The sequence below is a fragment of the Bradyrhizobium sp. genome (assembly GCF_027451485.1).
GTDB lineage: Bacteria > Pseudomonadota > Alphaproteobacteria > Rhizobiales > Xanthobacteraceae > Bradyrhizobium.
The window spans coordinates 44,811-58,560 of the sequence record NZ_DAIDJE010000009.1 but is presented as its reverse complement, the minus strand read 5'-3'; the positions used below and the strand labels follow the sequence as shown (position 1 = coordinate 58,560).

Below are 13,750 nucleotides of genomic sequence, written 5' to 3'. Positions count from 1 at the left end.
CCGGAGCGATGCGAAGCATCGGGCGCGTTGGATCGGTAAAATTCGGCAAAGCCGGAGATTAAGGATTCACGGCAGTTACGATTTGGGTTCACGGGTCAGGCGTGCCACCGCCTGATCGGCGATGGCATCGAGTGAAGGTCGCTCGAGCGGGAATTCCGCGGCAAGCCACGCATCCTCGGCCAGCGCCAGAGCGCGCCCGAGTTCAGGTCCCTCGGCGATGCCGCGAGCCAGAAAATCCGCTGCCTTGAGCGGAAATTTCGGCGCGGCCCAACGCGCCGGGAGGGTTGCGAGTTCACGCCACGACGCATCGTCGCTGCGCTCACCCGAGCGCGCCCACGCCAAAATCAACCGGTCGCGATAGCGTTCCTCGCCAAGGCGATAAAGCCGGCGTCGCGCCCGCGCTTCATCCATTCCCCCAAGGCGCCACCAGCGATGGCCCATGGAATCCAGCGTCTTGGTTTCCGCATTGCTCAAGCGCAGGCGCGACGCCACGCGTCTGGCATCCTCGGTGACGGCAACGGCAAGCGCGCCCAACCTGCGGATCGGATCGGGCGCGAGCCCCAGCGCCTGCTCGATCGAAAGGACGGCCGCGAACGGACCGGTGTAGGCGACGCCACCGAAGATCGGCAGCAACAGGCCGCCCTCCACCATGGCCTGCACGCTGCCGACCGCACCGTCGGCAACCATCAGTTTGAGGATTTCAGCGCGGATCCGTTCCGCCGAAAGATTCGTCAACCCCGCCCGCCCGCCGATGCAGGCAAGATAGCCGGCACGGTCGGGGTCGCCAGCGCCGTAGGCGGCGTGGATGCGGAAGAAGCGGAGAATCCGCAGGTAATCCTCGGCAATCCGCATCGAAGGCTCGCCGATGAACCGCACGCGCCGCGCCGCAATGTCTTCGAGACCGCCGACGTAATCGTGAACACATCCCTCCGCATCCACCGACAAGCCGTTGATGGTGAAATCGCGCCGCTCCGCATCACGCTCCCAGTCGCGGCCGAACGCCACCTTTGCCTTGCGTCCGAAGGTCTCGGTGTCCTCGCGCAGCGTCGTCACCTCGAAGGGTTTTGCATCGACGACGAGCGTCACGGTCCCGTGCTCGACGCCCGTCGGCACGCACTTGATGCCTGCCGCCCTGGCGCGGCGGCTCACCTCCTCGGGCAAGGCAGTGGTTGCGATGTCAACCTCGTCAATCGGAAGTCGGAGCAGCGCGTTGCGCACTGCGCCACCGACCACGCGCGCTTCCTCGCCATCGGCATTGAGCAGTTTGAGCACGCGCGAGGCCGGGCCGGCCTTCAGCCACGGCGCGTCGTCCAGCCGCCGCGCGCCGCTCATTTCTCCACTCCGGGAACGAGGCGGCCGTTTTCGAGATGCGCCGGAAAATATGTCGAGTTGGGCGGAGCGCCCGAGAACTGCGCCAGCAGTATCAGGCTGAGGACGACCAGCAGCAGCGAGCCGAGCAGCAATCTTCCGACGATGATGGCCGGCCACGACGAAAACGTCAGCAATCCGGAACGGGTGGCGAGCAGAAATAGCGCATAGACCGCAAACGGGATCAGAAAGATTCCGATCTCGGTCAGGGCCGGGCGGATCATGGCGCAAAGATCCGCTCGTACAGCACGCGCAGGATTCCGGCCGTGGCGCCCCAGATATATCGTTCCCCATAAGGCATGGCGTAGTAGAACCGCTCCATGCCGCGGAATTCCTTGCTGTGAAGCTGGTGGTTGGCCGGATTCATCAGGAATGCCAGCGGAACCTCGAAAGCGTCCTCGACTTCCGATGCGTTGATGCGCAAGGTGAAGCCCGGCTGGACCCGCGCCACGGTCGGCAGGATTCGAAAACCGAAGCTGGTGCCGTAGAGATCAAGATACCCGACCGGATCGATGAATTCGCGCGGCAGGCCCACCTCCTCTTCCGCCTCGCGTAGCGCCGCATCGAGCGGGGATGCATCTGCCGCATCGATCTTGCCGCCCGGGAATGAGATTTGACCGGCATGCTCATTGAGATGGGCAGAACGTTGCGTCAACAGCACCGTCGGCTCCGGGCGGTCGACAACCGGAATCAGCACCGCGGCCGGGCGGATCGGCTGTTCTCGCGCCAGAATCTCGAGCATGCGATCGGTACCCCGGTCACCGCTGGCCGGGATCAGTTCCGGATCGGTCAGACCTGCGGGAATGTCGAAGCCCAACCGTTGACGCGCCCGCGCGAAGAATTCTGCCGAACTGACTGTCGCCGGTTCGTTTTCCGTCATCGCCCCAGTCAAGATGCGCCCCTCACCTCTTCCGCATCCGCCATGGCAAAGAATGCGCCGGCGGATGCCACCCCGAACATCTCGCGACCATCGACCATCCGCGCCTCGCCGATGTCAACCAGATCATAATAGAGCGCCCGCGTGATCTTTGCCCAGAGATCGGCGCGCACATGCAGATAGGGCGTCAGCCCGCCTTCGGCTGAGGCCTCAAACCGCAGCGGATGGGCAGAATCGCACACCACCCAGTCATCCACGTTGGTCCGGAAGCGCAGACAATCGCCCTGCTCGCCCGGCTCCTTGATCATCTCGACGGCCAGGAACGGCACATCGTCGACGCGGATGCCGACCTTTTCGACCGGTGTCACGAGAAAATATTTGCCTTCCTCGCGTTTGAGGATCGTCGAGAAGAGACGGACCAAAGCTGGCCGCCCGATCGGCGTCCCCATATAGTACCAGGTGCCATCGGCCGCGATTCGCATGTCGAGATCGCCGCAAAACGGTGGATTCCACAGATGAACCGGCGGCAGGCCTTTTCCGGCCGTCGCAGCACCCTTCGCCGCGGCGGTGAGACCGTCAAGATCTTGAACCGGTTCCTGCCCTTGCTTCGCCATGGTTTGCCGTGAGTTTGCGCCGTGAGATTGGAACAGTCAGGTTTTGGAACGCTTGAGCGTTTGATGCTGGAATCGCGCCTCGGTGTTGAAACAAAATCAACCGTATTTGCCCGGACCAAGTCGCCATATCGTGATGCGGTTCATACCCCGAAATGCCACTAATGTGGGGATAGTTTAATTCAACGGATACAGGGCCTTCGCATGAGTTTAGCGTGGACCTGGCGAAGGTTTTCAGGAGAATAGAATGGCTGGCGCAGACAGTGTCGAGAAACTCGAGGACGTGATCGTCCGTTCGGCTGAGCAGGTCGCCGGTCAGGTTCGCAGCGCCAAGGAAGCGATTTCCACCGTTATCTTCGGTCAGGATCGGGTGATCGAGAATACGCTTGTGACGATCCTGTCGGGTGGTCACGCGCTTCTGATCGGCGTGCCCGGCCTTGCCAAGACCAAGCTCGTCGAAACCTTGGGCCTGACGCTCGGCCTTGACGCCAAGCGCATTCAGTTCACGCCGGACCTGATGCCTTCGGACATCCTCGGCGCAGAAGTGCTGGATGAGAGCAATTCAGGAAAGCGCTCGTTCCGCTTCATCTCCGGCCCCGTGTTCGCGCAGCTCCTGATGGCCGATGAGATCAACCGCGCCAGCCCCCGCACCCAATCCGCATTGCTCCAGGCCATGCAGGAGCAGCACATCACGGTCGCAGGCGCACGCCACGATTTGCCGAAGCCGTTCCATGTGCTGGCAACACAAAATCCGCTCGAGCAGGAAGGCACCTATCCGCTGCCCGAAGCTCAGCTCGATCGCTTCCTGATGGAAATCGACGTCGACTATCCGGATCGCGACGCCGAGCGGCGGATCCTGTTTGAAACCACGGGCGCCGAGGAGACATTGGCGAGAGCTGCGATGGATGCCGAAGCCCTGCTGACCGCGCAGCGGCTGGTCCGCCGGCTGCCGGTCGGCGATTCTGTTGTCGAGGCGATCCTGTCGCTGGTGCGCTCGGCGCGTCCTGGCCCCGAAGGCGGCGAGGCCGGCAAATTGATCGCCTGGGGACCCGGTCCCCGCGCCAGCCAGTCCTTGATGCTCGCCGTTCGCGCCCGAGCACTTCTCGATGGCCGTCTGGCACCGTCGATCGACGACGTGCTTGATTTGGCCGAGCCGGTGCTCAAGCATCGCATGGCGCTCACCTTCTCGGCCCGCGCCGAGGGCCGCACGATTGCAGACGTCATCAAACAGTTGAAGACGCGGATCGGTTAATGGTTCCGGCCGCCGCGCACAACACCAGAGAGATAGAAGCAGTCCGACGAGCTGATGGCGAAAGCCGGACGCTCGCCGCATCGCTGCCGCGCCTGGTGCTGGAAGCCCGCCGCATCGCCGCCAACGTCATCCATGGTTTGCACGGACGGCGGCGTGCCGGCGCCGGCGAAAGCTTCTGGCAGTACCGCCGTTTTGTCTCCGGCGAACCTGCCCAGCGCGTCGACTGGCGCCGCTCGGCGCGAGATGACCTTCTCTACGTTCGCGAACAGGAGTGGGAAGCCGCGCACACCATATGGCTGTGGCCGGACCGTTCCCCGTCCATGGCATTTGCCTCGAAAGAGGCGCGCGACAGCAAGCTGGAGCGTGCGCTGATCGTGGCTTTTGCGCTCGCTGAGCTTCTGGTCGAAGGCGGCGAGCGGGTCGGCATTCCCGGCCTTGTCAGCCCGACGGCGAGCCGCAGCATCATCGACAAGATGGCCCAGGCGATGTTGCACGACGATACGGCCCGCCTCAGCCTGCCGCCGTCCTTCGTGCCGTCACCGCTCTCGGAAGTCGTCGTGCTGTCGGATTTCTGGTCGTCGATCGCCGACATCCGGACCATGCTCGGGGGACTGTCGGCATCGGGCGCACATGGCACGCTGATCCAGATCGTCGATCCTGCGGAAGAAATCTTTCCCTATTCGGGACGGGTCGAATTCGTCGAACCGGAAAATGGCAACGTCATTCTCGCGGGCCGTGCCGAGAGCTGGGCGAACGATTATGTCGCGCGCCTGGCGCTCCACCGCGAGCAAATTCGCATCGAGACCGGCAAGCTCGGCTGGCTGTTTTCGACCCACACCACCAGCCGCTCGGCGGCCGAGCTGTTATTGTTCCTGCATTCGGGCATGATGGTGAATAAGGGAATTGCGCGCGGCACCACCGTCGAAGCGGGGCGCAGCGCATGATCGCGGGTTTGCCGCTCTCCTTTCTCGAGCCGATGCTGCTGCTGGGGCTGTTGAGCCTGCCGGTGCTCTGGTGGCTGCTCAGGGTGATGCCTCCGCGACCGCGGCGGATCGAGTTTCCGCCGACGCGGCTCTTGTTCGACATCGCGCCCAGGGAAGAGACCCCGTCCCGCACCCCTTGGTGGTTGACGGCGCTGCGGCTCGCAGCAGCCGCGCTGGTCATTCTGGCAGCCGCCGGACCGATCTGGAATCCGCCTGTTGGCGCCTCCGCCTCGCACGCTCCGCTGGCCATTCTGATCGACGACGGCTGGAGTGCGGCGGCGAGTTGGGACGCGCGCGTCAAGGCCGCGGACGAATTGATATCCAACGCCAGCAACGAGCGCCGCGGCGTCGCGCTGATTCCGCTATCCGAGCCGACGCGGGACATCACGATCATGCCGGGCGGCACCGCGCGAGTCGCCTTGCGGCAGCTTTCGCCCAAGCCCTATTCGATCGAACGGACAGAAAGCTTGGGCACCATCGATCGCTTCCTGAAGGCGACCGGCGATTGCGAGGTCATTTGGCTGTCGGACGGGGTTGATAGCGGGCACGGAGCCGACTTCCTCCAGGGCCTCAAGAAAGTTGTCGGTGACCGTACCGTGACGGTGTTCGAGGGCGGCACGGCGCCTGCCCTCGCGCTCGCTGCGGCCGAGAACGCTGCGGCCAAAATGACGGTGAAGGTGCTTCGCGCCGGCGGCGGCGTTGCAAGCGGCGCCGTGCGCGGGCTTGACCAAAAGGGTTCCCCGATCGGGGAAGCACATTTCGGCTTTGCGCCGGGGGAGCGTGAAACGGAGGCTTCATTCGACCTGCCGGTCGAGCTGCGTAACGACATCGCACGCCTGGAAATATCGGGCGAGCGTTCGGCCGGCGCGGTGCAACTGCTTGACAAACGATGGCGCCGCCGCGCCGTCGGTGTCGTTTCCGGCTCCAGCGCCGATGTCGCACAACCGCTATTGGCATCGACATTCTATCTCACGCGAGCGCTCTCGCCGTTTGCTGACGTCAGGCTCGGCGGCCACGGGGCTCCGCAACAGGCAATCTCGCAATTTCTTGACCAGAAGCTGCCCATGATGGTGCTGGCGGATGTCGGAACGCTGTCGCCGGAACTTCGCGAACGCATCGATGCGTGGATCGAACGCGGCGGCGTGCTGGTACGCTTTGCCGGCCCGCGGCTGGCGCAAGCCGATGACGATCTGGTGCCGGTAAAATTGCGCCGCGGCGGTCGAAGCCTCGGCGGCAGCCTGACCTGGGAAAAGCCGCAGCACCTCGCCGCTTTCGCGGCCGATAGCCCCTTTGCCGGGCTGGCAGTGCCGAAAGACGTTACCGTCAACCGGCAAGTGCTCGCCGAGCCCGACGCTGTGCTGCCAACGAAGAGCTGGGCATCACTGGAGGACGGCACGCCGCTCGTCACCGGCGAGCATCGCGGCAAGGGCCTGCTCGTCCTGTTTCACGTCAGCGCCGACGTGCGCTGGTCGGATCTTCCGCTGTCCGGCTCTTTCGTCGAAATGCTGCGGCGGATCGTCGATATTTCCGGCTATGCATCGGGTCCGGCTCCCGGCGCGGCCAGTGCAGCCAGTACCGAAACGGTGGCACCGCTGCACATCCTCGATGGTTTTGGGGCATTCGGGCCGCCGCCTTCGACCGCTAAACCGCTCGCCGCAGACTTCCGCAGCCGTGCGACGCTGGACCATCCGCCCGGATTTTATGGTCCCGCCGATGGACCACTGGCCGTCAACACGCTGGCGGCAACCGACCGTGTCACGCCGCTCGATACGTCGGTCCTGAACGCACGGCGTGCCAGTTACACCAATTCGGAACCGCGCGACCTGCGCGGCATCCTTCTGACCACAGCGCTCGCCTTGTTCCTGATCGACGCCGTGGTGGTCGCTTTCCTCGGCGGCGGAATCGCCGGCCTGTTGCGCCGGCGCGCGGCGCCGGCTGCGTTGATGCTCGCGCTGCTGTTGCCGATGGCCATGCCGGCGCCGACCAGGGCCGACAGCGCGGCCGACCAGTTTGCCATCAAGGCGACCACGCAGACGCGTCTCGCCTACGTGGTGACCGGCAACGCCGACGTCGACAACATTGTCAAAGCCGGACTGTCCGGGCTCACGCTGTTTCTGGCGCAGCGCACCGCGCTCGAAGCCGGCGACCCGGTCGGCGTGGATCCTGCGCACGACGAACTTGCCTTCTTCCCGCTGATCTATTGGCCGGTCGTCCCCGGTGCGCCAAAGCCGCCGCAGGCAGCGATCGACAAGATCGATGCCTACATGAAGCAAGGCGGTACGGTGCTGTTCGATACGCGCGACGCCATCGAAGCGCCACCGGGCGAGAACGGCGCCTCGCAAACGCCGGGCATGCAGACGCTGCGGGAGATTCTTTCCTCGCTCGACGTACCCGAACTCGAACCTGTGCCGCGGGAACACGTCCTGACCAAGACTTTCTATCTGCTGCGCGATTTTCCAGGGCGGTTCGACACGGGCCAGACCTGGGTCGAAGCGCTTCCGCGCAACGAGGACGATGACACCGCCTCGCGCCCGGCGCGCGGCGGCGACGGCGTCTCGCCCATCATCATCACTTCCAACGATCTCGCCGGCGCCTGGGCCATACGTCCGGACGGGCAGCCGATGCTACCGCTGTCTCCCGGCGAGCCGCGGCAGCGCGAATTCGCCTTCCGGGCCGGCGTCAACATCGTGATGTACACGCTGACCGGCAACTACAAAGCCGACCAGGTGCACGCACCGGCATTGATCGAGCGGTTGGGACAATGATCGCTGCGATCACGGACGGGTCCATGTCATGAACTACGGTATCGCGTTTACCCCGCTGATCCCCTCGCCCGTGCTCTGGGCGGCGCTGGCCGCGATCGCCGTGATTGCGGTGCTGCTGCTCGTGGGCCGCCCGCGTGGTGCGTGGCTGCGGCTGGCTGCGTTGGGCCTGCTGCTGCTGGCGCTCGCCAATCCGTCGTTCACCCGCGAGCGGCGTGAACCATTATCATCGGTGGCGGTCGTCGTCGTCGACAAGAGTCCGAGCCAAAGCTTTGGCGATCGCACCAACGAGACCGCGCGAGCGCAACAGGCCCTGGTCGACCGCCTGAAGAAGATTCCCGGACTTGAGGTTCGCGTAGTCGAAGCCGGCCAGGCCGATGGCGAAACCGACGGCACCAAACTGTTCGGCGCAGTTTCGTCAGCGCTCTCCGACGTACCGGTCGATCGCGTCGCCGGCGCGTTTCTGATCACGGACGGACGGGTGCATGATATTCCGGCCAACGCTGCCGCGCTCGGATTTCAGGCTCCGGTCCATGCGCTGATCACCGGCCGCAAGGACGAGCGTGACCGCCGCATTGCGATTACCGCAGCGCCCCGCTTCGGCATTGTCGGACAGCCGCAGACCATCACCTACCGTCTGGACGATCAGGGCGTCACCGGCCAGCGCGCCAAGGTCGCGGTGCGCATCGATGGTGAAACCATCAACGAACGAACGGTTCTTAGCGGCCAGACCGTCAATGTCGACGTCGACATCAAGCATGCCGGCCAGAATATCGTGGAGATCGAGGCCTCGCCGCTCGAAAACGAGCTCACACTCGTCAACAACCGCGCGGTCGTCGCGATCGACGGCGTGCGCGACAAGTTGCGCGTGCTGCTGGTGTCCGGCGAACCGCATTCCGGGGAGCGCACCTGGCGCAATCTTTTGAAGTCCGACCCCAGCGTCGACCTCGTGCATTTCACGATTCTGCGGCCGCCGGAGAAACAGGACGGCACGCCGATCAACGAGTTGTCGCTGATCGCCTTTCCGACACGCGAACTGTTCCAGCAGAAGATCCACGAATTTCAGCTGATCATCTTCGACCGTTACGCGCGCCAGGGCGTGCTGCCGACCGCTTACTTCGACAATATCGCGCGCTACGTACGCTCGGGCGGCGCGGTCCTCGTGTCTGCCGGTCCCGACTATGCCTCGTCCACCAGCATCTGGCGCACTCCGCTGGATACAGTACTTCCCGCAGAACCCGTCGGGGTCACCGAGAAGCCGTTTTATGCCCAGCTCAGCGACTTCGGCAAACGCCATCCCGTGACACGCGGCCTCGAAGGCTCGAACAGCAATCCGCCGCACTGGAGCCGCTTTTTCCGCACCGTGGATACCCGCAACGCGACAACCCCGCCTGTCATGACGGGGGCCGACGGCGAACCGCTGCTCTTGCTGTCGCGGTTTGGCGAGGGCCGCGTCGCGCTGCTGCTCACCGATCATATCTGGCTGTGGGCGCGCGGTTATGAAGGCGGCGGGCCGCACCTCGATCTTTTGCGGCGGATGTCGCACTGGCTGATGAAGCAGCCGGATCTCGACGAAGAAGCATTGCATTTGCAGGTGCACGGCCATGATCTTGTCGTGCAGCGCCAGACCATGGCCGACAGCGTTTCGCCGGTTACGGTGACCTCGCCGTCGGGCGCTACCCGCGAACTGACCTTGAGTGCCGGTGAGCCCGGGCTGTGGACGGCAACCATGCAAGCCAACGAGCTTGGCCTGTGGCAGGCGACCGACGGCACATTGAAGGCACTGATCAATGTCGGGCCGACCAACCCGAAGGAATTTTCGGAAGTCACCTCCACTACCGAAACGCTGAAGCCGCTGGCGCAAGCGACCGGCGGCGACGTCCAGCGTGTCGTTGACGGTTCCAGCATCGACATCCCACGCATCGTGCCGGTTCACGCTTCGAGCATTTTCCGTGGCGACGGCTGGATGGGCGTGAAAATGCGCGACGCCAGCATCGTGAAGGGCGTCGGCGTTCTGCCCGTCTTTGCCGGCCTGATCGGCTTGCTGCTGCTGCTCGGCGCGTTTGCTGCGACCTGGGTGCGCGAAGGGCGTTGAGCTGTTCGGACCTCACTCCCGGGCAGCGCTTCTACTTCGCAAAATCCCAATCGGGACGAATGGCGCCGGAGACGCCCTCGAATGCGCCGTCCACGAGTTCAGCGACCAGCAGGCGGCTATAGTCGACCGGTCCCGGCATGGTCGCCCGCCCGCGCGGCACAGGCCTGAAGCCGACACGGCTGTAGTAGGCCTCGTCGCCGACCAGGAGAACCAGGCGGTGGCCTTTCGCCTTGGCGTCGCGAAGGGCGCGTTCGAGCAGAAGGCGTCCGACGCCGTGCTTGCGAAACGGGGGTTCGACCGTCAACGGCCCGAGCAGCAGCGCCTTGACGTTTCCGACAGTGATCGGCAACTGCCGCACGGAGCCGACCAGCAGGGTCCCGATCCAGGCGGTGAACGACAGGTCCAGCAAATGATCGACGTGCTCGCGAATGCGATAGGCGCTCAGGACGAAACGGCCGGGCCCGAAGGTACGCTCAAGCAGACGTTCGACCGCCTGCGCGTCATTGGCGGTCTCGGCCAGGATCGTCAGCGAGAGATCACTCATCGGGCCACGTTGAACTTCGAATGTACGAGCCCGTCAAGCCTTCTCCACCACCCCTTGCGCCAGATAGGCCAACAGCTTCATCTCCCGGCGACCGCGCGTCACGGTGTCGAGCACCAGACCGGAGGCCAGCGAAAGCATCGCCAGGATCATCATCCCCATTGACAGCACCGCGGTCGGCAGGCGGGGGACGATGCCCTGCTCGAAATAGGTGATGAACACCGGAATCGCGAGCCCGATCGAGAGAAGCGCTAGAAAGATGCCGATCGCGGTGAAGAACCGCAGGGGCTTCTCGGATCGATAGAGCTTGAGGATGGTCCCGAGAATACGAAAGCCGTCGCGCCAGGTATTGAGCTTGCTCGTCGACCCTTCGGGGCGTGCATAATAAGGCGTCTCGATCTCGGCCGTCGGCAGCGCCAGTTCCAGGGCGTGAACGCTCAATTCGGTTTCGATCTCAAAACCGTCCGACAAAACGGGAAAGGATTTGACGAAGCGCCGCGAAAACACGCGATAGCCGGAAAGAATATCGTTGAAGGCCTTTCCAAACATCGACGCCAGGAAGCTGGTCAAAAGCCAGTTGCCGGTGCGGTGGCCCGGCCGCCAGGCAGCCCGCGCCTGATCCACCCGCAATCCTACCACCATATCGAGACGTTCCGACGCAAGAGTGTCGATCATTTTCGGGATGCTTGCGGCATCATAGGTGGCATCGCCATCGACCAGCACGTAAATATCAGCATCGACGTCGGCAAACATGCGCCGGACGACATGCCCCTTGCCCTGGCGTCTCTCGCTGCGAACGATGGCGCCGGCATCGCGGGCGACTGCAGCAGTGCGATCGGTTGAATTATTGTCGTAGACATAGATCGCGGCCGAAGGCAGGGACTTCCGGAAGTCGGCGATCACGGTTGCCACCGCGGCTTCCTCGTTGAAGCATGGCACCAGGACAGCCACTCGCGGCCGCGCCTCCTCAGCTTCCGGAAATTCGGACTTTGCGAATTCCGCCAGCGCCTCTGCCATACCCGCCAGATCGCCGCGGAACTTCAGCGGGCGCGTGGACTGCGGTGCGGCGCTCATGGGCAAATCCTTAACGATCGTTAGGGTTTGTCCGATCATACGGGCCTATCGCTAACGTTCTCTAACGCCAGGTTCGAATCGGCGGCTTGTCTTCGGTCACTTCCGAGATCCGCAATCGCGTTCCCAGTGTCGTGCCCGGCGGCAATGCCCGCGTTTCGAAAAAGCCACAATCGATGATCTCGCGGTTCGGCTCCGGTAAGCGATCCTGCCGGAAATTCCGGACCACGTAGAGCACGACATGATCACGCCTCGAAATATGACTGTTCAGATAAACGCCGAACAATATTGGCTCGCCGGCAAGCTCGATCCGTCCCTCCTCTACCAGTTCACGTTGCAGAGCCAGACGAATCGTCTCGCCGGTTTCCACCCCCCCGCCGGGCAGATGCCAGCCGCTGACATAGCTGTGCTTGACCAGGAACACGCGGTTGTCGCTGTCCAGCACCACCGCACGCACGCCGAGGGTCATGCCGCGCGCAAACCGCCAATAGAAATGAAACAGCCGCCGAAGCATCGGCTCAAAACGGGTTCGCAGGCGCTGTATGGTCGTCGTCACGGTAATCCTTGCAACGTCTGCGGTTGCGTTTGATCCTTGCATCCCGGCTAACGGCTTGCCAATACTTCGTTACTGCTTGCCGACAAAGTTGAGGCGCTCATCGGCAAGCTCTTTCGAACGGAAGCGGCTAATGGCGGCGTTTTCGCTTGCACATGTATCGGACCCGCACCTTCCGCCGCTGCCAGATCCGCGGCTCTCCGAACTCATGAGCAAGCGGTTGCTGGGCTACCTGAACTGGACCAGGAACCGGCACCGCTATCATCGGCGCGATGTGGTCGATGTGCTGACGTCGGACTTGGCGGCACAGGTGCCGGACCACGTTGCGGTCACCGGCGATCTCGTCAACCTGGCGCTGGAGGCCGAATTCGCGCCGGCTTTGGCATGGCTGAAGACTATCGGTCCGCCGGATCGCGTCACTGTCATTCCCGGCAACCACGATACCTATGTCCGCGCGACAGCTCACCGGTTTGCTGAAGCTTGGGGAAGCTATGTCGCTGGCGACGGCGCGCCGGATCGGGATGATATCTTTCCGTCGCTGCGACGCCGCGGCCCCCTGGCCTTGATCAGCGTTTCATCGGCGGTACCGACTCCGCCTTTCATGGCGACAGGTTGGCTCGGAAAAAAGCAAATGGAAGCGCTGGAGCGCATGCTCGCTTCGCTGGCCACCGAACCGCTGTTTCGTGTTCTGCTGATTCACCATCGGCTCCGCTCCACCGCACGCAGCAAGCGCCTGACCGACTCGTCTGATTTACTGACGCTGTTGAAGCAATATGGCTTGGAAATGGTGCTGCACGGGCATGACCACATCCACTCCACAATCCGGATCGATGGGCCGAATGGATCGTCGATTCCGGCAATCGGGGTGCCATCGGCCTCGGCATTCGCGCACGGCCAGCATCCGCACGCCGCCTACAACCTGTTTTCGATCGCGCGCGACGGCGATGGCTGGCGCTGCCAGCAGACGGTGCGCGGTATCAATGATGCGCTTCAGGTGCGGGAAATCAGACGGGTACGGCTGCTTTAGTCATGGGCTTAGAGGCTGCTCAGGCTCGCAAACAGCGCCACGGCGAATAGCGCCAGCGCCCCGAGAATGAAGCCAAGCGTAAACGGCCAGAACCGACTGCGGCGCGGCTCCTCGACCGGCGCTGCGTCAGCCGCGGGCGAAGCGACCAGCGCATGCTCGCGCTCGATCATGCGGCGCGCGACATAATCGGTGACGGCATCGACGATGACCGGCACGTCATGGGATTCGGCGATCAGGATGCGGCCGAAGCGGGTGTCCTGTACGAAGCGATAAGCGCGTTTGTCGCGTCCCATCAGCACATGGGCGACCACGTCGATCCACAACCGCGGTGTCTCGCCCTGGCTGATGCCGCGGTCGAACAAATCAACGTTGTCGGGAATTTGTGCAAACAGCGGGTCCAACGCCTCGCTCAGGATTTCAAGGCGCGCGACTTCGGCGTCCCGCAGATCGACCACGACACCGGTTCGGTCGGCAGCCTCGATCCGCGCCTTGCGGAGCGCATCGCGCAACCGCGTCGAGCGCGCCTCGCCAGCCTCGCTTCCGATATTCTGTGCCTCTGCCATCGGCTCTACGTCCCGTGCTGATCGCCCCCGGAAATCTGGTTAACCTA

General features: G+C 63.7%; 13 protein-coding genes. 5 read left to right on the top strand and 8 right to left on the bottom strand.

The window, feature by feature from the left end:
* Positions 1 to 75: 75 nt before the first annotated feature.
* From NEZ08_RS01325 to NEZ08_RS01310, 4 genes are read right to left on the bottom strand one after another with little or no spacing between them, the layout of a single operon-like run.
* Positions 76 to 1,332 carry a CCA tRNA nucleotidyltransferase gene (locus NEZ08_RS01325; protein WP_298102306.1) on the bottom strand — a complete coding sequence of 419 codons (1,257 nt, stop codon included), beginning with the start codon at positions 1,330 to 1,332 and terminating at the stop codon, positions 76 to 78.
* Positions 1,329 to 1,592 (bottom strand): DUF6111 family protein, encoded by a 264-nt coding sequence (locus NEZ08_RS01320; RefSeq protein WP_298102304.1) that lies wholly within the window; start codon positions 1,590 to 1,592, stop codon positions 1,329 to 1,331. Before NEZ08_RS01320 ends, NEZ08_RS01325 begins: the two co-directional genes overlap by 4 nt.
* Positions 1,589 to 2,248 carry a CoA pyrophosphatase gene (locus NEZ08_RS01315; RefSeq protein ID WP_298102303.1) on the bottom strand — a complete coding sequence of 220 codons (660 nt, stop codon included), beginning with the start codon at positions 2,246 to 2,248 and terminating at the stop codon, positions 1,589 to 1,591. The genes NEZ08_RS01320 and NEZ08_RS01315 overlap by 4 nt, the downstream gene beginning before the upstream one ends.
* Before the next feature lie 8 nt (positions 2,249 to 2,256).
* Positions 2,257 to 2,859 carry a DUF1285 domain-containing protein gene (locus NEZ08_RS01310; protein WP_298102300.1) on the bottom strand — a complete coding sequence of 201 codons (603 nt, stop codon included), beginning with the start codon at positions 2,857 to 2,859 and terminating at the stop codon, positions 2,257 to 2,259.
* 244 nt (positions 2,860 to 3,103) lie between these two features.
* Between NEZ08_RS01310 and NEZ08_RS01305 the strand changes: the two genes are divergently transcribed.
* From NEZ08_RS01305 to NEZ08_RS01290, 4 genes are read left to right on the top strand one after another with little or no spacing between them, the layout of a single operon-like run.
* Positions 3,104 to 4,108, top strand: a complete 1,005-nt coding sequence (locus tag NEZ08_RS01305) for a MoxR family ATPase (protein WP_298102298.1) — start codon at positions 3,104 to 3,106, stop codon at positions 4,106 to 4,108.
* Positions 4,108 to 5,052, top strand: coding sequence for a DUF58 domain-containing protein (locus tag NEZ08_RS01300; protein ID WP_298102295.1), 945 nt, complete (start codon positions 4,108 to 4,110; stop codon positions 5,050 to 5,052). Before NEZ08_RS01305 ends, NEZ08_RS01300 begins: the two co-directional genes overlap by 1 nt.
* Entirely contained in the window at positions 5,052 to 7,856 is a 2,805-nt protein-coding gene (locus NEZ08_RS01295; RefSeq protein WP_298102452.1) for a DUF4159 domain-containing protein, read from the top strand. The genes NEZ08_RS01300 and NEZ08_RS01295 overlap by 1 nt, the downstream gene beginning before the upstream one ends.
* 28 nt (positions 7,857 to 7,884) lie before the next feature.
* Positions 7,885 to 9,948: a hypothetical protein gene (locus NEZ08_RS01290; RefSeq protein ID WP_298102294.1), complete on the top strand. Its 2,064-nt coding sequence runs from the start codon at positions 7,885 to 7,887 to the stop codon at positions 9,946 to 9,948.
* A gap of 31 nt (positions 9,949 to 9,979) precedes the next feature.
* Here the strand turns inward: NEZ08_RS01290 and NEZ08_RS01285 are convergent, their stop codons facing one another.
* The 3 genes from NEZ08_RS01285 to NEZ08_RS01275 form a co-directional block, all read right to left on the bottom strand.
* Positions 9,980 to 10,492, bottom strand: coding sequence for a GNAT family N-acetyltransferase (locus NEZ08_RS01285; RefSeq protein ID WP_298102292.1), 513 nt, complete (start codon positions 10,490 to 10,492; stop codon positions 9,980 to 9,982).
* Positions 10,493 to 10,525: 33 nt separating this feature from the next.
* On the bottom strand, positions 10,526 to 11,563 hold the full coding sequence (locus tag NEZ08_RS01280; RefSeq protein ID WP_298102290.1) for a glycosyltransferase family 2 protein: 1,038 nt from the start codon (positions 11,561 to 11,563) through the stop codon (positions 10,526 to 10,528).
* Between the two features lie 61 nt (positions 11,564 to 11,624).
* Positions 11,625 to 12,074: an NUDIX domain-containing protein gene (locus tag NEZ08_RS01275; protein ID WP_298102447.1), complete on the bottom strand. Its 450-nt coding sequence runs from the start codon at positions 12,072 to 12,074 to the stop codon at positions 11,625 to 11,627.
* A 172-nt stretch (positions 12,075 to 12,246) separates the two neighbouring features.
* On the opposite strand from NEZ08_RS01275, the gene NEZ08_RS01270 reads away from it, so the two are divergent.
* Complete coding sequence (locus tag NEZ08_RS01270) at positions 12,247 to 13,140, top strand: metallophosphoesterase (protein WP_298102287.1); 894 nt, start codon at positions 12,247 to 12,249, stop codon at positions 13,138 to 13,140.
* An 8-nt stretch (positions 13,141 to 13,148) separates the two neighbouring features.
* Here the strand turns inward: NEZ08_RS01270 and NEZ08_RS01265 are convergent, their stop codons facing one another.
* Complete coding sequence (locus NEZ08_RS01265) at positions 13,149 to 13,703, bottom strand: hypothetical protein (RefSeq protein ID WP_298102285.1); 555 nt, start codon at positions 13,701 to 13,703, stop codon at positions 13,149 to 13,151.
* Positions 13,704 to 13,750: the final 47 nt, after the last annotated feature.